General features: G+C 69.4%; 24 protein-coding genes. 9 read left to right on the top strand and 15 right to left on the bottom strand.

What is annotated here, in order from left to right; all coding sequences use genetic code 11:
• A partial coding sequence (locus PHQ87_RS05925) for a MerR family DNA-binding transcriptional regulator (protein ID WP_300232037.1) occupies positions 1-365 on the bottom strand: 365 nt, incomplete at its 3' end.
• A gap of 110 nt (positions 366-475) precedes the next feature.
• On the opposite strand from PHQ87_RS05925, the gene PHQ87_RS05920 reads away from it, so the two are divergent.
• Positions 476-1558, top strand: coding sequence for an MBL fold metallo-hydrolase (locus PHQ87_RS05920; protein WP_300232035.1), 1083 nt, complete (start codon positions 476-478; stop codon positions 1556-1558).
• Between the two features lie 9 nt (positions 1559-1567).
• Here the strand turns inward: PHQ87_RS05920 and PHQ87_RS05915 are convergent, their stop codons facing one another.
• The 9 genes from PHQ87_RS05915 to PHQ87_RS05875 form a co-directional block, all read right to left on the bottom strand.
• On the bottom strand, positions 1568-2464 hold the full coding sequence (locus tag PHQ87_RS05915; protein WP_300232033.1) for a SprT family zinc-dependent metalloprotease: 897 nt from the start codon (positions 2462-2464) through the stop codon (positions 1568-1570).
• An 11-nt stretch (positions 2465-2475) separates the two neighbouring features.
• Positions 2476-3225, bottom strand: a complete 750-nt coding sequence (locus tag PHQ87_RS05910; protein WP_300232031.1) for a lysophospholipid acyltransferase family protein — start codon at positions 3223-3225, stop codon at positions 2476-2478.
• A gap of 13 nt (positions 3226-3238) precedes the next feature.
• Positions 3239-3820 carry a D-glycero-beta-D-manno-heptose 1,7-bisphosphate 7-phosphatase gene (gene gmhB / locus PHQ87_RS05905; protein ID WP_300232030.1) on the bottom strand — a complete coding sequence of 194 codons (582 nt, stop codon included), beginning with the start codon at positions 3818-3820 and terminating at the stop codon, positions 3239-3241.
• Positions 3817-5937: a glycine--tRNA ligase subunit beta gene (gene glyS / locus PHQ87_RS05900; RefSeq protein ID WP_300232029.1), complete on the bottom strand. Its 2121-nt coding sequence runs from the start codon at positions 5935-5937 to the stop codon at positions 3817-3819. Before glyS ends, gmhB begins: the two co-directional genes overlap by 4 nt.
• A 66-nt stretch (positions 5938-6003) precedes the next feature.
• Positions 6004-6924, bottom strand: a complete 921-nt coding sequence (gene glyQ, locus PHQ87_RS05895; protein WP_300232041.1) for a glycine--tRNA ligase subunit alpha — start codon at positions 6922-6924, stop codon at positions 6004-6006.
• A gap of 82 nt (positions 6925-7006) precedes the next feature.
• Positions 7007-8764, bottom strand: coding sequence for an apolipoprotein N-acyltransferase (lnt, locus tag PHQ87_RS05890; protein ID WP_300232028.1), 1758 nt, complete (start codon positions 8762-8764; stop codon positions 7007-7009).
• Position 8765: 1 nt separating this feature from the next.
• Complete coding sequence (locus PHQ87_RS05885) at positions 8766-9638, bottom strand: transporter associated domain-containing protein (RefSeq protein ID WP_300232027.1); 873 nt, start codon at positions 9636-9638, stop codon at positions 8766-8768.
• A 79-nt stretch (positions 9639-9717) separates the two neighbouring features.
• The gene (locus PHQ87_RS05880) at positions 9718-10320 is read right to left on the bottom strand and encodes a GNAT family N-acetyltransferase (RefSeq protein ID WP_300232039.1); all 603 of its coding nucleotides are present in this window, start codon (positions 10318-10320) and stop codon (positions 9718-9720) included.
• 209 nt (positions 10321-10529) lie between these two features.
• The gene (locus PHQ87_RS05875) at positions 10530-11003 is read right to left on the bottom strand and encodes an Lrp/AsnC family transcriptional regulator (protein ID WP_300232026.1); all 474 of its coding nucleotides are present in this window, start codon (positions 11001-11003) and stop codon (positions 10530-10532) included.
• Between the two features lie 153 nt (positions 11004-11156).
• Between PHQ87_RS05875 and hppD the strand changes: the two genes are divergently transcribed.
• A complete protein-coding gene (hppD, locus tag PHQ87_RS05870; protein ID WP_300232025.1) occupies positions 11157-12269 on the top strand; it encodes a 4-hydroxyphenylpyruvate dioxygenase in 1113 nt (370 codons plus the stop codon).
• Here the strand turns inward: hppD and PHQ87_RS05865 are convergent, their stop codons facing one another.
• On the bottom strand, positions 12270-13241 hold the full coding sequence (locus tag PHQ87_RS05865; RefSeq protein ID WP_300232024.1) for an alpha/beta fold hydrolase: 972 nt from the start codon (positions 13239-13241) through the stop codon (positions 12270-12272).
• Between the two features lie 152 nt (positions 13242-13393).
• Here PHQ87_RS05865 and PHQ87_RS05860 point away from each other — a divergent pair, with 152 nt between their 5' ends.
• Both PHQ87_RS05860 and PHQ87_RS05855 read left to right on the top strand, forming a co-directional pair.
• On the top strand, positions 13394-15088 hold the full coding sequence (locus tag PHQ87_RS05860; protein ID WP_300232023.1) for an AMP-binding protein: 1695 nt from the start codon (positions 13394-13396) through the stop codon (positions 15086-15088).
• Entirely contained in the window at positions 15085-16029 is a 945-nt protein-coding gene (locus PHQ87_RS05855; protein ID WP_300232022.1) for an MBL fold metallo-hydrolase, read from the top strand. Before PHQ87_RS05860 ends, PHQ87_RS05855 begins: the two co-directional genes overlap by 4 nt.
• 18 nt (positions 16030-16047) lie before the next feature.
• On the opposite strand, the gene PHQ87_RS05850 is transcribed toward PHQ87_RS05855, so the two are convergent.
• Positions 16048-16653, bottom strand: coding sequence for a hypothetical protein (locus PHQ87_RS05850; RefSeq protein ID WP_300232021.1), 606 nt, complete (start codon positions 16651-16653; stop codon positions 16048-16050).
• 98 nt (positions 16654-16751) lie between these two features.
• Between PHQ87_RS05850 and PHQ87_RS05845 the strand changes: the two genes are divergently transcribed.
• Positions 16752-17576 (top strand): thioesterase family protein, encoded by an 825-nt coding sequence (locus tag PHQ87_RS05845; protein ID WP_300232020.1) that lies wholly within the window; start codon positions 16752-16754, stop codon positions 17574-17576.
• Between the two features lie 31 nt (positions 17577-17607).
• Here PHQ87_RS05845 and PHQ87_RS05840 read toward each other — a convergent pair whose 3' ends face one another.
• Positions 17608-18492 carry a Tim44-like domain-containing protein gene (locus PHQ87_RS05840; RefSeq protein ID WP_300232019.1) on the bottom strand — a complete coding sequence of 295 codons (885 nt, stop codon included), beginning with the start codon at positions 18490-18492 and terminating at the stop codon, positions 17608-17610.
• A gap of 234 nt (positions 18493-18726) precedes the next feature.
• Between PHQ87_RS05840 and PHQ87_RS05835 the strand changes: the two genes are divergently transcribed.
• The 4 genes from PHQ87_RS05835 to PHQ87_RS05820 are packed head-to-tail and all read left to right on the top strand — an operon-like array spanning position 18727 to position 21502.
• The gene (locus tag PHQ87_RS05835) at positions 18727-19425 is read left to right on the top strand and encodes a TetR/AcrR family transcriptional regulator (RefSeq protein ID WP_300232018.1); all 699 of its coding nucleotides are present in this window, start codon (positions 18727-18729) and stop codon (positions 19423-19425) included.
• Positions 19422-19904, top strand: coding sequence for a thioesterase family protein (locus PHQ87_RS05830; RefSeq protein WP_300232017.1), 483 nt, complete (start codon positions 19422-19424; stop codon positions 19902-19904). The genes PHQ87_RS05835 and PHQ87_RS05830 overlap by 4 nt, the downstream gene beginning before the upstream one ends.
• Positions 19905-19935: 31 nt before the next feature.
• Entirely contained in the window at positions 19936-20730 is a 795-nt protein-coding gene (locus tag PHQ87_RS05825; RefSeq protein WP_300232016.1) for a crotonase/enoyl-CoA hydratase family protein, read from the top strand.
• Positions 20717-21502, top strand: a complete 786-nt coding sequence (locus PHQ87_RS05820) for a type 1 glutamine amidotransferase (protein ID WP_300232015.1) — start codon at positions 20717-20719, stop codon at positions 21500-21502. The genes PHQ87_RS05825 and PHQ87_RS05820 overlap by 14 nt, the downstream gene beginning before the upstream one ends.
• A 19-nt stretch (positions 21503-21521) precedes the next feature.
• Here PHQ87_RS05820 and PHQ87_RS05815 read toward each other — a convergent pair whose 3' ends face one another.
• Positions 21522-21842 (bottom strand): heavy metal-binding domain-containing protein, encoded by a 321-nt coding sequence (locus PHQ87_RS05815; protein ID WP_300232014.1) that lies wholly within the window; start codon positions 21840-21842, stop codon positions 21522-21524.
• A gap of 92 nt (positions 21843-21934) precedes the next feature.
• The coding region (locus PHQ87_RS05810; protein WP_300232013.1) for an OsmC family protein at positions 21935-22224 on the bottom strand (290 nt) is incomplete at its 5' end.

Raw genomic sequence — 22224 nt, 5'->3', positions numbered from 1 at the left:
GCCTCCTTCTCGTGCGCCTTGACCTCGTCCAGGTTCGCCATGAGGTCGGCCAGTTGTTCCTCCAGCTGGCGCTTGTGGCCGGCCAGCACCGTGAGGAACTTGCGCAGTTGCGGCCCGGTGTCGCGCGGGCTGTCGTACATGTCGATGATTTCCTTGGCCTCGGTCAGGCTCAGCCCCAGGCGCTTGGCCCGCAGGGTCAGCTTCAGGCGCGTGCGATCGCGCGTGCTGTAGACCCGGTTGCGCCCCCCGGGCCCGCTGCGTGCGGGCTGCAGCAGGCCCATGTCCTCGTAGAAGCGGATCGCCCGCGTGGTCAGGTCGAACTCGCGCGCCAGGTCACTGATGGTGTAGGTCGGTTGGGTGGCCATGATCGATGCGGGGTTGTCAGCGGCCGGACAGCCGGTCCGCGGGGCACTCCGTAGAATGCCTCGCATATGACGTTTACGTCAACGTCAGCCAGTTTACCGGAACCCATCGAATGAGCCCCCACCCCACCCGCGACGAACTCGAAGCCCGCCTGCACTACCCGCTGGGCCAGGCCCTGCCCGAACCCGGCCACGCCATCGAGGTGGCGCCCGGCATCAAGTGGATCCGCATGGTGCTGCCATTCGCGCTCGACCACATCAACCTGTGGCTGCTGCGCGATCGACTGGATGGCCGCGAGGGCTGGACGGTGGTCGACACCTGCATCGCGCGCGACGAGTCGCGCGCGCAATGGGAAGCCGTCTTCGCGCATGAACTGGAGGGCCTGCCCGTGCTGCGTGTGATCGTCACGCACATGCACCCGGACCACATCGGCCTGGCGCACTGGCTGTGCCAGCGCTGGAGCACGCCCGACCACACCTGCCACCTGTGGATCAGCGCCACCGACTACTACCTCGCGCGCATCGGCATCCAGGGCCCGACCGGTTTCGGCGGCGAAAGCGCGGCGGCCTTCTTCCGCGCACACGGCCTGACCGATGCCCGGTCTCTCGAACAGATCGGCGCCCGCTCCAGCTACTACCCCAGCCTCGTGCCCTCGGTGCCGCCAGGCTTCCGCCGTCTGCTGGACGGCATGGCCCTGGTCATCGGTGATCGCACCTGGCGCTGCATCGCCGGCTACGGCCACGCCCCGGAGCACATGGCCCTGGCCTGCGACGAACTGCGGGTACTGATCAGCGGCGACATGGTGCTGCCGCGCATCAGCACCAACGTCAGCGTCTACGACAGCGAACCGGAAAGCGACCCGCTGCACCTGTTCCTGACCTCGCTCGAGCGTTACCTGCCATTGCCGCCCGAGACGCTGGTGCTGCCTTCGCACGGCAGGCCCTTCACCGGTCTGCACGAGCGCATCCGGCAGTTGCAGGTGCACCATGCACAGCATCTGGAAGAAACCCTGGCGGCCTGCCGCGAACGGCCGCTCAGCGCCTTCGAGCTGATCCCGGTGCTGTTCAAGCGCCCGCTCGACCTGCACCAGACCACCTTCGCCATGGGCGAATCGGTCGCCCACCTGCATCGCCTGTGGTTCGACGGCCGCCTGCGGCGCGAGCGCGGCGCCGACGGCGTCTGGCGCTTCGGCTGAGCGCCAGGCTCAGGTCCCCAGCGGCACCGCCGCCCGCCTCAGCGCCAGGCGCCGCTCGGCGTGGTCGGGCAGCACGCTGGCCACCACGGCCCAGAACTGCGGGCTGTGGTCCATGTGCCGCAGATGGCTCAACTCGTGCACGACCACGTAGTCGATCAGGTCCTGGCGCAGGTGGATCAGGCGCCAGTTCAGGCGGATGCTGCCGTCGACGCTGGCGCTGCCCCAGCGGGTGCCGGCACTGGACAGGCGCAACCGTGTGTAGCGCACCGCCAGCAGCGGCGCAAAGTGGTCGAGCCGCTGCGTGAAGTTGCCCTGCGCCTGCCGCATCAGCCAGGCCTGGGCGGCGTCCTGGATGCGCGCATGCGCCGCTCCATGCGGCAGTCCGAGCCTCAGCACGGCCACGCCATCGGCGCCGGCCGCCTCCAGCGTGCCGCCGGCGGTGGCGCGCGCGTGCGCCGGGTCCAGCACCAGACGGGCCGGTGCCCCCAGGAAGTCGAAGCACACGCCGTCGGCCCAGATGACCTTGGCCCGCGCCAGCTCCTGCGCCCGGGTGCGGGCCTGGTGCAGCTTGCCCATCACCCAGTCGGCCTTGTCGCGCAGCAGGGCCTCGACCTCGCCCACCGGCGTCCAGCGTGGAGCGCTCACCGTCAGCCCCTCGGGTGACACCGACAGACCGATGGTGCGGCGCTTGCCGCGCTTGAACGCATAGGCCACGTCGCAGTCGTGCAAGCGGATCAGCCGGTTGGCCTGCGGGTGCTGCCAGGTGCCCGGCTGGACCACCTGGTTCAGGGGTTCGGCCGCGGGCGCCGGGGTCACGGGCGACAGCGGTACGGTCGGTGCCGGCGGCGGCGCTTCGCGACCGGCGCCGGCCAGGAAGTCGAACGCCAGTTGCACGAAACGCGACATGGGCGGGTCGCTCAGACCTTGCCGGCCGGCGCGTAGGCCTCCGGGTCCAGGCGCCGCATCTCGGTCTCGATCCAGGTTTCGACTTCGCGCATCAGCTCGTCGGCATCGCGCCCCACGCTCGGGATCGGCTTGCCGATGGAGAACTCGACCGTGCCCGGTCGCTTGATCAGCGCCTTGCGCGGCCAGCACTTGGCCGAGGTCACCGCGATGGGAATCACCGGCGCACCCGTGGCCACCGCCAGGCGGGTGCCACCGGTCTTGTACTGGCCCTTGCGGCCACGGTCGATGCGCGTGCCCTCGGGGAACATGATGACCCAGGTGCCCTGGTCCAGCAGGCGCTGCCCCTGCTCCACCACCTTGTTGAAGGCCTGGTTGCGCTTGCTGCGGTCGATGTGGATCATGTCCATCCGGCTCATCGCCCAGCCGAAGAAGGGCACGTACAGCAACTCCTTCTTGAACACATAGGCCAGCGGATGCGGCATCAGCGCCGGCATGCAGAAGGTCTCCCAGGTCGACTGGTGCTTGACCAGCAGGATCGCCGGATCCTTGCTGCCCACCGGCAGGTTTTCGTAGCCGATCACGTGGTTGCGGATGCCCAGGATCCATTCGCCACTGCGCACCGCCAGCCGCAACCAGCCGGCACACATCCAGTACACCTGCCGGCTGTTCAGGAAGGGCGCCGCCAGCAACACGGCAGTGGCCCAGGGCACGACCGTGATCGCCATGAACAGCATGTGCAGGATGGAACGCAGGAAATTCATGATCGCGGATACCTCAAGGGGAGGGAGCGGTGGTGGTCAGATCCGTGGCATTCGCCAGCAGCCAGTCGGCATAGGCCGCCAGGTCGGCATGGACGCGGACACCCGCCGGCACACCGTCACTGCCGCCCTGCTGTTCGCGCAGCTGCTCGGCGGTGCCGGCGAACAGCAGGTGTGCCTGGCAACCCGCGGCCATGGCGGCGTGCACGTGGCGCAGCGCACTGCCGGCCGCCTGCACGCCGGCCAGGGGCACCCCGAAACGCTGCCCGATCTGGAGGAACAGGCCGGGACGGGGCTTGCGGCAATCGCAGCCGTCCCCCGGCGCGTGCGGGCAGAAAAAAACCGCCTCGAGCCGGCCGCCCGCGGCGGCCAGTTGGCGGTTCATCTTGGCGTGAATGGCGTTGAGCGCGGCCATGTCAAACAGCCCCCGGCCGATGCCCGACTGGTTGGTGGCCAGCACCACCTTCCAGCCATCCTGGTTCAGCCGCGCCACCGCCTCCAGCGCACCGGGCAAGGCCTCCCACTCGTCGGGCGATGCCACATGGTCTTCGCGACGCCGGTTGAGCGTGCCGTCGCGGTCGAGGATCAGCAGTTTCATGCGGCCAGCCGCGAGAGGTCGGCCACGCGGTTCATGGCCTCGTGCAGCGACTGCAGCAGGCCCAGCCGGTTGGCCTTGAGCGCCGCGTCGTCCGCGTTGACCATCACACCGTCGAAGAACGCATCGACCGGCCCGCGCAGGGCGGCCAGCGCCTGCAGGCTGCCCGTGTAGTCACCGGCCGCGAACTTCGCGTCCGCCGACGGCACGATCGCCTGCATCGCGGCATGGAGGTCCTTCTCGGCGGCTTCCACGAACAGCGCCGTGTTGACGGCAGCGCCCTCGCCTTCGGACTTCTTGAGAATGTTGCCGATGCGCTTGTTGGCTGCCGCCAGCGCCGGTGCCTCGGGCAGCGCGGCGAACGCGCGCACGGCCTGCAGGCGCTGGGCCACGTCGGCCAGGCGCTGCGGACGCAGGGCCAGCACGGCATCGACCTCCTGCGCGCTGGCACCCTGCTCGCGCAGGCTGCCGGCGAGGCGGTCGTAGATGAACTCGGCCAGGGCCGGTGTGGCATCGCTGATCTTGTCGCCGAAGGCCGGCACGGCCACCGACAGCAGGGCGGTCAGCTCCAGCGGCAGGTCCTTCTCGACCAGCATCCGGATCACGCCCAGCGCATGGCGGCGCAGCGCGAACGGGTCCTTGTCCCCGGTCGGCAGGTTGCCGATGCCGAACATGCCCACCAGCGTCTCCAGCTTGTCGGCCAGCGCCACCACCAGACCGGTGGGCGAGCGCGGCAGCTCGTCACCGGCGAAGCGCGGCTTGTAGTGATCCTCGATCGCGAAGGCGATGTCCTCGCTCAGGCCGTCGTGGCGCGCGTAGTAGCCGCCCATGATGCCCTGCAGCTCGGGGAACTCGCCCACCATGTCGGTCAGCAGGTCGGTCTTGGCCAGGCACGCCGCGGTGTCGGCACTGTGCGCCAGCACGTCGCCGCCCAGTTGCTGGCCGATGGCGCGCGCGATGGCGCGCACGCGCTCCACGCGCTCGCCCTGCGAACCCAGCTTGTTGTGGTACACGACCTTGGACAGGCCCTCGACGCGGCTTTCCAGCGTCTTCTTGCGGTCCTGGTCAAAGAAGAACTTGGCATCGGCCAGGCGCGGCCGCACCACGCGCTCGTTGCCCTGGACGACGGCACTCGCATCCTGTGGCGCGATGTTGCTGACCACCAGGAACTTGTTCGTCAGACGGCCCTGCGCATCCAGCAGCGGGAAGTATTTCTGGTTGGCCTTCATCGTCAGGATCAGGCACTCCTGCGGCACCGCCAGGAACTCCTCCTCGAACTGGCAGACCAGCACGTTGGGGCGCTCGACCAGCGCCGTCACCTCATCGAGCAGCGCCTCGTCCTCGATTGGACGGCAGCCGCCGCCCACCCGGTCCGCCGCCGCCGCGAGCTGGCGCGCGATCTCGGCCTTGCGCTCGTCGAACGACGCGATCACCGCGCCATCGCGCGCCAGCGTGGCCGCATAGGCATCGGCATCGGCGATGCGCACCGGATCGGTCGCCGCCTCGAAGCGGTGGCCGTGCGTATCCCGGCCGGCGCTCAGCCCCAGCGCCTTGACCGGCACCACATCGGCGCCGTGCAGCGCCACCAGTCCGTGCGCCGGGCGCACGAACTTGACGCTGCTCCAGCCCGGCAGTTCGCAGTCGGTCTCGAGCTGGTAGGTCATGACCTTGGGAATCGGCAGCTTCGCGATCGCCTCGTCGAGCGCCTTCTGCAGGCCCGCCGCCAGTTCGACACCGGCTTGCACGCTGTCGAAAAACAGCGCCTCGGCCTTGCCATCCGGCGCGCGCCGGAGACCGGCCACCGCCGAGGCGTCGGCCCCCAGCCCGGCCAGGCGCTTGAGCAACGCCGGCGTGGGCTGGCCCTGCGCGTCCAGCCCCACGCTCACCGGCATCAGTTTCTGCGACACCGCCTTGTCGGCGGCGCGCGCCGCCACACCAGCGACGTGTGCGGCCAGGCGGCGCGGCGAGGCATAGGCCGTCACCACGGCGTCGGCCGGTGCCAGGCCCTGGGCCTTGAGCTGCTCGGCCAGCACGCCGGCAAAGGCATCGCCCAGTTTCCGGAGCGCCTTGGGCGGCAGCTCTTCCACGAACAGTTCGACGAGGAGGTTCTTGTTGGTCATGGTGTTTCCGTCGTGCCCGCGCAGGCGGGCATCCAGTGTCTTGGCTTCGTGCGGTGCCCCGTCCGTTCAGGCGGCCTTCTTGTCCATCCGGGCCACCCACTCGCGCGGTGCCATCGGGAAGCCCAGGCGCTCGCGGCTGTCGTAGTAGCTCTGCGCCACGGCACGCGCCAGGTTGCGGATGCGGCCAATGTAGGCGGCCCGCTCGGTCACACTGATCGCACCCCGTGCATCCAGCAGGTTGAAGGTGTGCGCCGCCTTGAGCACCTGCTCGTAGGCCGGCAGCGCCAGCTGCTGCTCCATCAGGTGCCTGGCCTGCTTTTCATGCGCGCCGAAGGCGACAAACAGGAAATCGGCATCCGAATGCTCGAAGTTGTAGGTGGACTGCTCCACCTCGTTCTGGTGGTAGACGTCACCATAGCTCAGCTTCGTCCCGTCCGGCCCTTCGGTCCACGTCAGGTCGTACACGTTCTCCACCCCCTGCAGGTACATCGCCAGGCGCTCCAGGCCGTAGGTGATCTCGCCCGTGGCGGGCCGGCAGTCGATGCCGCCGACCTGCTGGAAGTAGGTGAACTGCGTCACCTCCATGCCGTTGAGCCAGACCTCCCAGCCCAGGCCCCAGGCACCCAGCGTCGGGTTCTCCCAGTCGTCCTCGACGAAGCGGATGTCGTTCTTCTTCAGATCGAAGCCCAGCGCCTCCAGCGAGCCCAGGTACAGCTCCAGGATGTTGGCCGGCGCCGGCTTGAGCACCACCTGGAACTGGTAGTAGTGCTGCAGGCGGTTCGGGTTTTCGCCATAGCGGCCATCCTTGGGCCGGCGGCTGGGCTGCACATAGGCGGCCTTCCAGGGCTCCGGGCCGATGGCACGCAGGAAGGTGGCGGTGTGGCTGGTGCCGGCGCCGACCTCCATGTCGTACGGCTGCAGCAGCGCACAGCCCTGGGCGTCCCAGTAGGACTGGAGTTTCAGAATGATTTGCTGGAAGGTCAACATGGCGAGCGAACCGGCCACGCGGGCCGGCACGGAGGAAATGGAGGAGGCTGGCGGGCCACACAGACCAGCCAAACCTTGGATTTTACGGCCGGGCGCGGCCCCGTCGAACGGCCCAGGCGATCAGCAGCACCGCCAGGCACGCCCCCCACACCGGCCACAGGCCCGCGCGCGAGGCCCAGCGCGCATACGGCGTCAGCCCCTCGCGCCCCTCGGCCTCGGCCACCAGATGCCCACGCGTCAGCCGCGGCAGCGCCGCCACCACCTGGCCACGGTGGTCGATCACCGCCGTCGCGCCCGTGTTCGTGGCACGCAGCATGGGCCGCCCCAGCTCCATCGCCCGCAGGCGCGAGATGTGCAGGTGCTGGTCGATGGCCACGGTGTCGCCGAACCAGCCGATGTTGCTCAGGTTCACCAGCACGGTCGGCGCCTGCCCGGCATCGGCGAAGGCAGCCGCCAGCTCCTCGCCAAACAGGTCCTCGTAGCAGATGTTGGCCGCCACGCGCTGCCCCATCAGGGACCAGGGTCTCTGCACCAGTGCCCCGCGACCGAAGTCGCCCAGGGGAATGTGCATCAGGTCGGTGAACCAGCGCAGGAAGGGCGGGATGAACTCGCCGAACGGCACCAGGTGGTGCTTGTCGTAGCGGTAGAAGCGCCCCGCGGGGAACAGGCCATCGCGGCCGCGCACGTCCGCGGGACGAATGCCCCAGGCCGAATTGGTGTACCCGGCCTCGTAGGAACCCAGCGGCACGCCGAGCAGCACCGCGGTGCGCCCCTGGCCCTGGCCGTCGATGGCGTCGAGCAGCGGCTCCCAGAAATCGGGCCCCAGTTGTTCCGGCAGCAGGGGCAGTGCCGTCTCGGGCGCGACCACCAGGTCCGGCGCGCGCGCCTGCGCGCCCACCGCCTGGGCGAACTGTGCCGGGTACCAGTCCAGCGCCAGCGCCACGCCCTTGCCCGGCACGAATTTCTCGTCCTGCGGCACGTTGCCCTGCAGCAGCCAGACCGACAACGCCCCGGCGGGGCGCGTGTGCAGCGCCGCCACCGACGGCGCCCGGATGGCCAGCAACACGCCGCCCATCAGCAGCAGCCACAGCACCGGCTGACGCCAGGCACGAGCGGTCGCGAACGCCTTCGGGCCCGCCGGCACGCGCCGATGCAACCGCCGGTTCCCGGGCAGCGCCGGCAGCACCGCCAGACCACAGGCCACGAACGCCGCCACGGCGCCCATGCCGTAAACGCCCAGCCACGGCGCCAGCGACGCCATCAGGTCCACCTGGGCATAGCCGCCCGCGCCCCAGGGGAAACCCGTCAGCCAGCGGCCGCGCATCAGCTCGGCCAAGGTCCACGCGGCAGCGAACACGATCATCTGCCCCAGGGGAGAGCGCGGTGCCAGCGAGCACACCAGCCAGGCCGCCAGCGCGTAGTACAAGGCCAGAAAGGCCGCCAGCGCCAGCACCGCCAGCACCGCCAGCGGTGCGGCCAGCCCGCCGTACACGTGCATCGAGACGAACAGCCACCAGAAGGACCCGGCCAGCCAGGCCAGCGCAAAGGTCCACGCGCGCCAGGCGCCCTGGCGTGCGTGTCGCGCATGCCGCAGCGACAGCGCCAGCACCGCCAGCGAGGCGATCTGCAACAGCCCGCTGGGCTCGCCCGGCGCCAAGCCCGGTGGGGCCCAGGCCTTCAGCGGCCAGGCCAGCGATGCCGCCTGCAGCCACCCGGCCAGCAGGCACAGGCACAGCCACCCCCACCCGCCGCCGCGGCCCGCGGCCCGTGCGCCGAGGCCCTGTCCGCTCAGGAGCGAAAACCCCGACGGTGCGTGCAGATGGCCGAACAGGCTGCGCATCTCATGCGCCGTCGGCCGCCGACACCGGCATGACCTTGAACCACTTGACGGCGCCGCCCTTGGTGTGCAGCACCACAAAGCGCAGATGCGCGATGTCGTGCTGCTCGCCGCGCTTGGGCACGTGGCCCATGGTGTGGGCAATCAGGCCGCCGATGGTGTCGAAATCGTCCTCGGGCAGATCCAGGCCGAACGACTCGTTGATCCGCTCGATCGGCGTGTCGCCGCTCACGCGCCAGGTGCTGTCGGCCAGGGCGAAGATGTCACCCTCGTCCTCGTCCTCGTCGAATTCGTCCTCGATCTCGCCGACGATCTCTTCCAGCACGTCCTCGATCGTGATCAGCCCCGCCACGCGACCGAACTCGTCGATCACGATGGCCAGGTGGTTGCGGTTGCCACGAAACTCCCGCAGCAGATCGTTCAGCCCCTTGCTCTCGGGCACGAAGGTCGCCGGGCGCAGCAGGGCCCGGATGTTCAGCGTCGGCGAGCGCTGCAGCTTGAGCAGGTCCTTGGCCAGCAGGATGCCGATGATGTTCTCGCGCTCGCCCTCGTACACCGGAAAGCGCGAATGCGCCGTGTTGATGATGGTGTTCAGCAACTCCTCATAGGGGGCGTCGATGCGCAGGATGTCCATCCTGGGCGCTGCCACCATCACCTCGCCGGCCGTCATGTCGGCGATCCGGATCACGCCTTCGAGCATCACCCGCGATTCGGCGTTGATGATGTCGTTGTCTTCGGCCTCGGCGAGCGTTTCGATCAGCTCGGCACGCGAATCCGGGCCTGGGTGGATGAACTCGGCCAGCTTCTGGAAAAAACCGCGCTTGTCTTCATGCCGCAGGCTGCGCTGCGGCCCCGTACTGGGAGGGTTATCGGACACTGAGGGAAAAACTTGGTTGAGACAGCGGCAAAGGATACCGCATACCCGCCCCTCCGGGCCAGCGGCGCAGCGTGGGGGCTCAGCCCCGAACGCGCTCGCGCGACTCGCGCACGCCCTGGCGGATCTCCTGCACCAGCGTCAGCGCCTGCCAGAACTGGTGCGCCTGGGCCTTGAGGTGGTAATCGGTCACGGCCAGTTGCTCGTCGAGCATTTCGGTCACGCGCGAATCGAAATCGGCCGGCGGCAGCAGCAGATGCGCCTCGCTCTCGGCCCCGTCGCGCTGGACCTTGGCTCCCGCGTTGTACGCGATCCTGAGCATGGCGGTGTTCTCGCTCAACGCGTGGATGAACAGCATCTTCACCCCTTCGTTGCGCGCATGCATGACGGCACGGTCGAACAGGCGGCTGCCGTAGCCCCGACCGCGCGCCGACTTGAGCACCGACACGCCAAACTCGGCGCAACTGCTGCAGGAGGGATCGACCGAGAACGCCAGGTGCGCCATCGCGATCAACTCGAGCCGCCGGTTGAAGATGCCGAACAGTTCGTCGCGGTCGAAGTTCAGGCCGGCCACATACCGGCGGACCTGCTCGTCGGTCGCCGGGTAGCCAAAACGCAGGTAGCGGTCATGTTCGTCCAGCGCCAGCAAATGGCATTCGATGCGCCGCAAGTGGCCCGGCCCCATGGAGCGGATCGGCACCACCGTCGCGCCCGTGGACGGCTCGGGCGTGACCGTATCGGGCTCGCGCACCGGAGATGCCCCCGGATCGCGGGCCGGAATCAAGGATCTGAGCCACCGCATGAGATCGAACATCCCCCAAATATAAGGGTTAACCCGTAATTTTCCAACTGCCGTCCGGCAGAAGCCGATCCGCCCCGGGGGGCACCCGATCTTCACACGGGCAGCACCGTCGTGCTCTTGACCGTGTCCATGACGAAGCTGGTCTTGCAGTCCTGCACACTGGGGTGCCGCAGCAGAGTATCCATCATGAAACGCGAATAGGCCGCCATGTCCGCGACCACCAGGCGCAGCAGGTAGTCCATCTCGCCGGTCAGCGCGACGCACTCGACCACCTCGGGCCAGGCCGTCACGCCGGCCCGGAACTCGTCCATGGGATTGCGCTTGGCCGCGCCGCTGTGCTTTTCCAGCCGGACATTGACGTAGGCCGTCAGACCCAGCCCCACCGCCGCCGGCTTGACCAGCGCCACGTAGCGGTCGATCACGCCGGCTTCCTCGAGCCGCCGAACCCGCCGCAGCACCGCGCTGGGCGACAGACCCACCTCGTCGGCGATGTGGTCGTAGGTCACCCGCCCGTTCGCCTGAAGGCTGCGCAGGATGTGCCGATCCAGCTTGTCCAGTGTTTGCATGGTCGTGATTTTGCATGTTTGTTGCAAACAAGACCAACGGCGCGCCCCCAAACGCAGCAATCGTGACATGCTGCGCCGATACAGTCGTGCCAGGCATTCGCCCGCCCGGCAGCGGCGGGCGCCACACACCGACAGCCACGCCAGGAGACCTTCATGAGCACCATCGCACCGGCCTTCCAGACCTGGGACAACCCCATGGGCACCGACGGCTTCGAGTTCATCGAGTACGCCGCCCCCGATCCCGCCGCCATGGGCCAGTTGTTCGAGCGCATGGGCTTCAAGGCCATCGCCCGCCACCGCCACAAGAACGTCACGCTGTACCGCCAGGGCGAGATCAATTTCATCATCAACGCCGAACCGGACAGCTTCGCCCAGCGCTTCGCCCGCCTGCATGGCCCCAGCGTGTGCGCCATCGCCTTCCGTGTGCAGGACGCCAAGGCCGCCTACGAACGCGCCATCTCGCTGGGTGCCTGGGGCTATGCCGGCCAGGCCGCTCCGGGCGAGCTCAACATTCCCGCCATCAAGGGCATCGGCGACTCGATCATCTACTTCATCGACCGCTGGCGTGGCAAGAACGGTGCCCAGGCGGGCGACATCGGCAACATCGGTTTCTACGACGTCGACTTCTACCCGCTGCCGGGCGCCGAGCTCAACCCCGTCGGCCACGGCCTGACGGTCATCGACCACCTCACGCACAACGTGCACCGTGGCCGCATGGCCGAGTGGTCGGGCTTTTACGAGCGCATCTTCAACTTCCGCGAAGTGCGCTACTTCGACATCGAGGGGCAGGCCACGGGTGTCAAGAGCAAGGCCATGACCAGCCCCTGCGGCAAGATCCGCATCCCCATCAACGAGGAGGGCAACGACCAGGCCGGCCAGATCCAGGAGTACCTCGACCGCTACCACGGCGAGGGTATCCAGCACATCGCCCTGGCCGCCACCAACCTCTACGATGCGGTCGATGCCCTGCAACTGGCGGGCGTCAAGCTGCTGACCACCAGCGAGACCTACTACGAGCTGCTGCCCCGGCGCATCCCCGACCACGGTGAAGACCTCGAGGCCTTGAAGCAGCGCCATATCCTCGTCGATGGCCAGCCGGGCGAACTGCTGCTGCAGATCTTCAGCGAGAACCAGCTCGGCCCGATCTTTTTCGAGTTCATCCAGCGCAAGGGCAACCAGGGCTTTGGCGAGGGCAATTTCAAGGCCCTGTTCGAGACCATGGAGCTCGACCAGATGCGCCGCGGCGTGCTCAAGACACCGGCCTGATCACCCGCCGCGGCCCGGCGCCGACAGCCAGGCCATCACGTCCGCCCACACCGCCGGGGCAAACGCCAGGCCGATGTGGGGACGACCGCGCAGCAGCCGGTTGTCGGCGCCCGGCAACGTGGCCGTGGACGCCGGGAACACGACGTTGTCGGTATTGGCGTACCAGCAGGTGAAGCCGGCGTAGGGCCCATCGGGGCGCAGCCGGCGCTCCCGCTCGCCCAGCGCCACCAGCCAATCCCCCTGACGCCGCATCTGGCGGCCATTGGGCGTCCGGCTCCAGCGCGCCAGCCAGGTACCACCATGCGGGCTGCCGATCGTCACCACATGCGCCACGCGCGCGGCCGCCCCGGCGGAGGCCGCCATCCAGGCGCGGATGGCCAGCCCGCCCATGCTGTGGCCCACCAGCAGGGGGCGCTCGCCGGTCAGTGCCTCGGCGCGCCGCACCGCCGCCTCGATCTGCGGCACATAGGCATCGATCGAACCGAACACCGGCTCCAGATTCAGCGTCACATAGGGCACGCCCCGGGCCGACAGCCGCTCCAGCCAGGGCAGCCAGAAACCCCGGTTGCCGAGGAAGCCGTGCACCAGCACCACCGCGCGCCGCCCGGGCACCGGTGCCTGGCCATCGGGCAGCCGGCGCCAGCGCCAGGGCTGCTGCCAGGCAAACACCCGCAAGGACCAGCCCCATTCGATCCACCAGGCCCGCGCCAGCTCGCGCCAGGCCGGCCGCGGCGCGGGGTCATCGCCATGGACCAGGCGGGCGCACAGCAACTCCACGCCCAGCACCAGCGGGTGAGCGCCCAGCAGCCACAGCACCGCGCACCAGGCCCATGGCGTGGCCACGCCGGTGCCCACCCAGGCCAGGCACGCCAGCAGCGCGGCCAGCCACCCGGCCAGCAGGCATCGCTGACCGCGCGCCAGCACCGAATGCACCGGCGTGTGCCGGCGCCCGTCACCCACAGAGTCGCCCATGGCCGGACTATCGCACAAGGCAGGGCGGCGCCGGGGCGGCCCGGAAACGTCGCGAACGCCTGAGCCCTGGGTGACACGACCTAGGGCTGCTCCGGGGGGCCGGAGCAGCCCGCTGCGGACACAATGAGGGCACACCATTGCCCCTGATCGACATGAACCGTCCCTGGCTACCGCACTACCCCGAAGGCGTTCCCCACGAGATCGATCCCGATCGCTACCCCAACCTCGGCGCACTGCTGGAAGAATCCTTCCGGCGCCATGCCCGGGAGCCCGTGGCCGTGTGCATGGAGCGGTGGATGAGCTACGGCGATCTGGATCAGCACAGCGCCGCCATCGGTGCCTGGCTGCAGGCACGCGGGCTGGCGCCGGGTGCGCGCGTGGCCATCATGCTGCCCAACATCCCGCAGTTCCTGGTGGCCATGGCGGCGGTGCTGCGCGCCGGCTACACGGTGGTCAACGTCAACCCGCTGTACACCGCGCGCGAGCTCGAGCACCAGCTCAGGGACTCGGGCGCCGAAGCCATCATCGTGCTGGAGAACTTCGCCGCCACCCTGTCCGAGGTCATCGACCACACCGACGTGCAGCACGTCGTGCTGGCCAGCATGGGCGATCTGCTGGGCTTCTGGTACGGCCGCTGGATCACCTTCGCCGTGCGGCACCTGGCCAAGATGGTGCCCGCCTACAAGCTGGCGCTGCAGGGCCCGCAGGGCCGGCGCACCATCGTCGATTTCCGCACCGCGCTGGCCGAGGGTGAGCGCCTGCGCCTGCGTCCGGCGCAGACCGACGGCCGGTCGGTGGCCTTCCTGCAGTACACGGGCGGCACCACCGGCCTGTCCAAGGGCGCCATCCTCACGCACCGCAACATCGTTGCGGCCATCCTCCAGGCCGAGGCCTGGTTCTCGCCGGCCGTCGCCAAGGCCGGCGACCTCCGCAAGATCAACGCCATCACGGCGCTGCCCCTGTACCACATCTTCGCGCTGACGCTGGGCCTGCTGACCATCCGCTGGGGCGCGCACATGACGCTCGTCCCCAACCCGCGCGACGTCGACCGTTTTGTCGACACGCTCCGGCAGCGGCCGTTCCATCTGCTGCCGGCCGTCAACACCCTGTTCAACGCCCTGCTGCAGCACCCGCGCTTCCGCCAGGTCGACTTCTCCTCGCTGGTGCTCAGCCAGGCCGGCGGCATGGCCGCCTCCGAAGGCACCGCCCGGCAATGGCTGGCCGTCACCGGATGCCCCATGGTCGAGGGCTGGGGCATGAGCGAAACCTGTGCCATCGGCACCAACAACCCCGTCACCGCCACCGAATTCAGCGGCACCATCGGCCTGCCGCTGCCCGGCATCGACATCGCCATCAAGGACGAAGAGGGGGTCTCCCTGCCACTGGGCGAGACCGGCGAGATCTGCATCCGCGGCCCGAACGTCATGGCCGGCTACCACAACCAGCCGCAAGAGACCGCCGCCGTCTTCACCGCCGACGGCTTCATGCGCACCGGCGACGTGGGCATCATGGACGCGCAAGGCTTCACCCGCATCGTGGACCGCAAGAAGGACATGATCCTCGTCTCCGGCTTCAACGTCTTCCCGACCGAGCTGGAGAACGTCGTCTCGCTGTGCCCCGGGGTGCTCGAATGCGCCGCCGTCGGCATCCCCGACCCGCACCAGGGCGAGGCCGTCAAGCTGTTCGTCGTGCGCAGCGACCCGTCGCTGAGCGAGGAAGACGTGGCCCGCTACTGCCACGACCACCTGACCGGCTACAAGCGCCCCAAGGTCATCGAATTCCGCGACGAACTGCCCAAGACCAACGTCGGCAAGATCCTGCGCCGCGCGCTGCGGCCCGGCGCATGAGCGACAGCACCCCCTCCGTGCGCGCCACGCTCGACGCCCTGGGCCTGACCCTGCTCGAGCGCGGCTGGCTGTCGGCCAACAACTGCGTCATCACCGGCAACGGCCCGGCCGCGGTGGTCGACACCGGCTACGGCAGCCATGCGCCACAGACCCTCGGTCTGGTGCAGCGCGCGCTGCACGGACGCCCCCTGGACCTGATCGTCAACACCCACCTGCACAGCGACCACTGCGGCGGCAACGCCGTGCTCCAGGCCCACTTCCCGGTCTGCCGCACCGCCATTCCCCCGGGGCAATGGGAGGCCGTCCGGGAATGGGACCCGGTTGCCCTGACCTACACGCCCACCGGCCAGGAATGCCCCCGCTTCCGTGCCGAGCGGCGCCTGCTCCCGGGCACCGAACTGCAACTGGGCGACTGGCACTGGCAGATCCATGCGGCGCCCGGCCACGATCCCCATTCGATCATCCTGTTCCAGCCCGATCACCGCGTCCTCATCTCCGCCGACGCCCTCTGGCAGAACGGGTTTGGCGTGGTCTTCCCCGAACTGGAGGGGACGGACGCCTTCGACGACGTGGGCCGCACCATCGACATCATCGAATCCCTGCGGCCGGCCATGGTCATCCCGGGCCACGGATCGGTGTTCACCGACATCGCGCCCGCCATCGCCCGCGCGCGCAGCCGCCTGGCGCAGTTCCGGAACCACCCCGAGCGGCACCTGCGCTACGCGGCCAAGGTCCTGGTCAAGTACCGCCTGCTCGAATGGCAGCGCATCGGTTTCGATGCCCTGCTCGCCTGGGTCCGGCAAACACCTTATCTGGCCAGCCAGATGGCGGCGCACGCCACCGACGACGCGGCGCAGGCGCACTGGCTCCAGGGCCTGCTCGACGAGCTGGAAGCCTCGGGCGCCGTCGCGCGGCAGGGCGACGCCGTGCTCAACCGCTGAGACCCGATGGGCCGGCTGTCACACCCCGGTCAATGCCCGGTACCCTTCGCGCGTGGCGGGCGACACGCTGGCCAGAACCTGTTCATGCGCCGTCTGGTGCAGCGCCAGCAACCGGGCCGAGGCCACGGTGCGCGAGCGGCAGAACCAGTGGCAACTGTGCTGGAACAGCAGCAGCTCGGCGGTGGCGCGGAAGGCGCGGTCCTTGAGGCTGAGCCCGTCATCGTTGCGCAGCGCCCGCGCCAGCCCCTGGGCGTGCAGTTGCACCAGCGCCCGGAAGTCGAAGCTGGCCTGCGGAAACAGGCGCGTGGCCAGGGGCAGGCCCACGGGCCAGCGGCTCACGCGCAGGCGCTCGCCCCAGACGTCCTTGAGGTCGTCGGCCAGGCCGTCGAGCTCGGCCTGCAGCACCGCCTCGGTGGCCTCCTGGTTGCGCCAGATCGGTCCGGCCCGTTCGGGATCCGCCTCGCCAGCGGCACGCAGGTAGCCGTCGGTGAGCTGCGTCATGTGTTTTTCCAACTGGTACTTGCGCAGGAAGCCCCCCAGCAGCGCAATGCGCCGACGCGCCTCCGAGCGCGTGAGCACCGTCACCGCCACCATTCCCAGCACCAGACCCAGCAGAACATCCATGCGGGTATTGTCGCCGTTTCAGGCCCGGCACCCGGGCACAGGTGTGTGCGGTATGGTGGTGCCCTGATCACCCCCCATCCATCCGGTCCCCCGCTCCCATGATGTCCGCCACCCCGCCCCGTGCCGCCTACATCGCCCATTCACAGCACGAGATCGAAGCCACCGCGCTCACGCGCGGCCCGTGGGATCCGAACCACCAGCACGCCGGCCCGCCCATTGCCATGGTGTGCCGCGCCATCGAGGCCGTGGCCGCCGGGCAGGGCCTGACGCACATCGGCCGCCTCACCTGCAATCTGCTGCGGCCCCTGCCCATCGGCCGGATCACCGTCGAGGTGGAAGCCGACTACGCGGGCCGCAACGCGGCGCACTACTCGGCCCGCATCCGGGGTGGCGGCAAGGAGCTCGCGCGCTTCACGGCCCTGGTGCAACGCGAAGCCACCACGAACCTGCCGGACAGGCTGGCCGGCCATCCATTGCCGCTGGCCCCCGAAACGCCGGACGCCAGCCCGGCGGCGCGCATGCCCTTCGGTCATGGCACGACAGGGTACGCCGATCTGGTGGAAAACCGCGCCGCCCGTGGCCGGATGTTCCAGGGTCCCTCGGCGGTCTGGTTCCGCCTGCGGGCGCCCCTGGTCGAGGGCGAAACGCCCAGCGGCTACCAGCGCGTGGCGGTGGCCGCGGATTCCGGCAACGGCATCTCGGCCATCCTCGACATCCGGCACTACAGCTTCGTCAATGCCGACCTCACGCTGAACCTGCTGCGCCGGCCGACTGGCGAGTGGGTCTGCGTCGATGCCCGCACCTGGCTGGCGCCCAACGGCTGCGGGCTCGTCACGTCACAGATCTTCGACGAGGCCGGCCTCGTCGGGCACGCCACGCAAAGCCTGGCCGTGCGGGACCGGAACGCCCCCCTGGACCGCTGAACGGCGGTACCGGGAGGAACCCTCCGTTCGTTCAGGCCTGCTGGATGCCGGCCAGCACCCAGCCGCCGTTGCCCTGGCGGGGCTTGGTCAGGTGCCAGATTTCGTCGATGCGGTCTTGCGTGCCATCTTCGCGCACCGTGCCGGTGAAGTGCACGCTGACGATGTAGCGGCCAGCCTCTTCCACCACTTCCAGCACCTGGGCGTCGAGCTGCTCGACCTCGGTGCGCTGGGTGGCACCCGCGCGCTCGCGCAGGTCCATCTGGATCTCGGCGAACACCTCGGGCGAGGTGAACTCGCGGATGTCGTCGAGGTTGCCGGCGTCATACGATGCCTGCAGACGGATGTAGTTCACCTTGGCGTTGCGCACGAAGCCGGCGACGTCGAAGTCGGCCGGGATGCTGGCCTGCTGCGGCTGGCCGGCGCCGATCGCGCTGCCGATCATCGAGCCGCCGGCGGGCGCGCTGCCGCTGACAGGCGGCGTGGGCATGCGCAAGGCGTTGTTGCCCTGCTGGCCCGCGCCCGCTCCCGCGTAGTTCATGCCGGACTGCGGCGCGGCCTTGCCACGCGTGAGCAGACGGAACACGAAAATGGCGGCCATGACCAGCAGGCCGATCATGAGGATGTTGGCAAAGCCTTCACCCAGCCCCAGGTGCGAGGCGAGCGCGGCCAGACCCAGGCCGGCGGCCAGGCCGGCGACGGGGCCCATCCAGTTGCGCTTGGGGGCGGCGCCGGCCGCTCCGGCTGCACCCTGCGCCGGGGTGGCGGGGGTGGCGGTGGGCGCCTTGGCCGGCGGTGTGGCCTGCCGCTGCATGCCCAGCGAACGGCCACCGCCGATGCGCTTGGCCTCGGCGTCGAAATGCGCGGTGCCCAGGCCCAGGGTCAGGACCACGGCGAGCAGCGAGAGCAGTTTTTTCATCAAGGTCTCCAGTTGACGGGAGTGAGTGAAACAGGTTTTCAGGTGGGTGACCTTAACACCAATTTAACTCCCATAAAACGAGAGTTGAAATGATATTTCATCCCGAAAATTCAGATAATCAGAACAACGGGCACGCCGCCAGGAAACGCCGGCGCCACTCAGCCGGCCACCGTTCCCGCATTTTCACAGAGCACCTGCTTGCTATAAATAAGAACGACTGCTATGGTGTCGTTCATGAGCCCCGCCGCCGACACACCCGACGCCACCCCGCCTTCGCCGGGCCGGCGCGGGCGCGGCCGGCCACGCAAGACCGCCGATGAGCGCGACGACGGCAACCGGCGCCAGGACCTGCTGCGCGCCGCTGCCCGGCTGTTCCGGCTCAAGGGCTTTGCCGCCACGAGCACGCGCGACATCGCGGCTGCCGCCGGCATGCGCTCCGGTTCGCCCTTCTACCACTTCGAGAACAAGGTCGCCCTGCTGGCGGCCGTGATGCAGGAGGGCATGGAGCGCGCCCTGGTACGCCAGCAGGCCGCGATGGACGCGGCATCGGCCGCCGCCCGGGCCCAGGGGCGCACCCTGTCGGCGCGCGAGTGCCTGCGCGTACTGGTGCGCAACCAGTTCGATCTGCTGCTGGGGCCCGAGAGCGACTTCATTCCGGTCATGCTCTACGAATGGCGCTCGCTGTCGGACGCGCAGCGCAGCGAGGTCACCCGCCTCAAGGATGTGTACGAGCTCGTGTGGGCGCCCGTGCTGCACGCCCTGCACGCCAGCGGCGAGATGGCCGGCGATCCGGGGGTGGCGCGCCTGCTGCTGTTCGGTGCCCTGAACTGGTCGGCACAGTGGTACGACCCGGCACGCGTCGGCCAGGGCGGCTACTCGCTCGACGAACTGGCCGACATCGCTCTCCAGCTCTTTCTCAAGCCCCCATCATGAGCAAGCACACCGCCCTCCCCGAGGCCTTCGAGCCCGCGTTCGTCAACGGCCTGAAAGCCATCTTCGAAGAGAAGATACCGTTCAACCGGATCCTGGGCCTGCACATCACCGAGCTGCGGCCCGATCGGGTGACCGGTCGCATCGACATGCAACCGCACCTGGTGGGCACCTTCAGCCAGAACCGCCTGCACGGCGGTGTCATCAGCGCCGCGCTCGATGCCATGGGTGGACTGGCCTGCATGGCCGCCATCGGCGCGCGCCACATGGACACGCCGCCCGAACACCGCCTGCAGCGCTTCGCCAAGCTCGGCACCATCGACCTGCGCATCGACTACCTGCGCCCCGGCATCGGCGAGCACTTCGAACTCAGTGCCGAAGTCCTGCGCCTGGGCTCGCGCGTGGCCTCGACCCGCATGGCATTCTGCGGTGCCGACGGCAAGCTCCTGTCCGTCGGCTCGGGCGCGTACATCGTGTCCTGATCCTCCCCCACCCGGATCTTCCCACCGCACCATGCCAACCGTCCGCATCGAACACCTCGACGACATCCGGGTCATCACCCTCGACCGCCCGGACGTGCGCAACGCCGTCGATACACCCACCGCGCAGGCGCTGCACGCCGCCTTCCTCGATTTCGAGAATGACCCCGATGCCCGCATCGCCGTGTTCCACGGCGCCCACGGCCATTTCTGCGCCGGCTGGGACCTGCAGTTCGGCGCCCGCGTGCAGGCCAGCGGCCAGGCCGCCGCCCTCTGGCAGCTCGACTTCGAACCCACCGACACCCACCCCATCGGCCCCATGGGCCCGACACGGCTGCAACTGGCCAAGCCGGTGATCGCGGCCGTCAGCGGCGCGGCGGTGGCCGGCGGCATGGAGCTGGCCCTGTGGTGCGACATGCGCGTGATGGAGGAGGACGCCTACTTTGGTGTCTTCTGCCGTCGCTTCGGCGTTCCGCTCATCGACGGCGGCACCGTGCGCCTGCCGCGCCTGATCGGCATGGGTCACGCCATGGATCTGATCCTCACCGGCCGCAAGGTCGAGGCCGACGAGGCCCTGCGCATGGGCCTGGCCAACCGCGTCGTGCCCAGGAGTGGCGCCCGCGAAGCCGCCATCGCGCTGGCGCGGCAGTTGGCCGCCTTCCCCCAGGCCACCCTGCTGGCCGACCGCGAAAGCGCCTGCACGCAATGGAACCTGCCGCTGGGCGAGGCGCTGCAGCAGGAATGGCAGCGCGGCAAGCGCCGCATTCCGGACGCGCTGGAGGGGGCGACGCGCTTTGCCGGCGGCGCAGGGCGGCATGGCAAGTTCTGACGCCATGGACCTCATGGGCGTGGCCGGCCACGCCCTATCATCGCTGCCCATGAACGCCGAAGTCCTTGTCCTGCAGCACACCCTCGAAGATCACCCCGGTTTCCTCGGTCAATGGCTGGACCGGGAACAGATACGCTGGGACGTGTTCTGCGCCGAGGCCGGTCAGGCCTACCCCGGGTCGGTGGCAGGCTACCGGGGCGTCGCCGTGCTGGGCGGCGAATGGAGCGCCAACGACGAACGCCCCTCGCTGCGCCAGGTCGAGGCGCTGATCCGCGAGGCGGATACGCTCGGCATCCCGGTCATCGGGCACTGCCTGGGCGGCCAGCTCATGGCGCGCGCCTTCGGCGGCCGCGTCGAGCGCCTGCCCCTGCCCGAGGTCGGCTGGTGGACCATCGACGTCCTCGCGTCCGACGCCGCCCGCGCCTGGTTCGGCGACGCCGCCGGCCGCACCGTGCCGGTGTTCCAGTGGCACTACGACGGCGTCACCACCCTGCCCCCGGGCGCCGAGGTGCTGGCCAGCTCGCCGGCCTGCACGCACCAGGCCTTCGCCATCGGCCCGCACCTGGCGATGCAGTTCCACATCGAGATCGACCCCGGGAAGATCGACGCCTGGCTCAACGACCCCGGCACGGTCTACCCGGCCGCCGTGCGCGAGGGCATCCCCACCGCGCAGCCGCCCGAGACCACGCGCGCCATCACTGCGCGCCACCAGCCCGAAAGCGAGGCGCTGGCCCACCAGATCTACCGGGCCTGGCGCTCGCGCTGGCGCTGAGCAGTCAGCGTCAGGCTGCTCACTCCACCACCACGGCGGTGCCGCTGGCCGACACCATCAGCATGCCGTTGCCCTGCCCCAGCACCTCGTAATCGAGGTCCACGCCCACCACGGCATTGGCCCCGGCCGCCTGCGCGCGTTCCTCCAGCTCCCTGAGCGCGATGTCGCGCGCGCGTTGCAACTCCTTCTCGTAGGTGGCCGAACGCCCGCCCACGATGTCGCGGATGCCCGCGAACAGGTCCTTGAACACGTTGGCGCCCAGAATCGCCTCGCCGGTCTTCACGCCGAGGTAGCGCACGATGCGGCGGCCTTCGATGCTGGGTGTGGTGGTGATGATCATGTGGATGCTCCCTGAGTCGTCCTGCATACCGCGCCCTGGCGGCACGGACCGGATCCATCATAAGGTCGGCCGGCCCCGGCGGCCAGCACCGGCTATGCGTCGGCCACGATCTCGGCCGTGACCGGCACGGCCCGCCGCAGCGCGTCGCCCACGGGGGAATGCATCTCGGCCCAATGCACCAGCTCTTGCAGTTGCTGCGCCGGCACCCCTGCGGCGCCGATCCTGACCCTGATCCGCATGCCCAGCGGCCCGGCCGGAACGTCGCCGGCGCCGTCGAGCATGCCGCGCGTGTCCGATTCGCTGTCCACGGTCACTTCCAACGAGCTCAGCTCGATGCCCAACTGCGCCGCCCGCAGGGCGATCATCGTCGCGTCGCAATTGG

It is taken from the genome of Hydrogenophaga sp., assembly GCF_028698005.1.
In the GTDB taxonomy this organism is placed as follows: Bacteria; Pseudomonadota; Gammaproteobacteria; order Burkholderiales; family Burkholderiaceae_C; genus Hydrogenophaga.
This window is presented reverse-complemented; position numbering and strand designations above follow the sequence as displayed.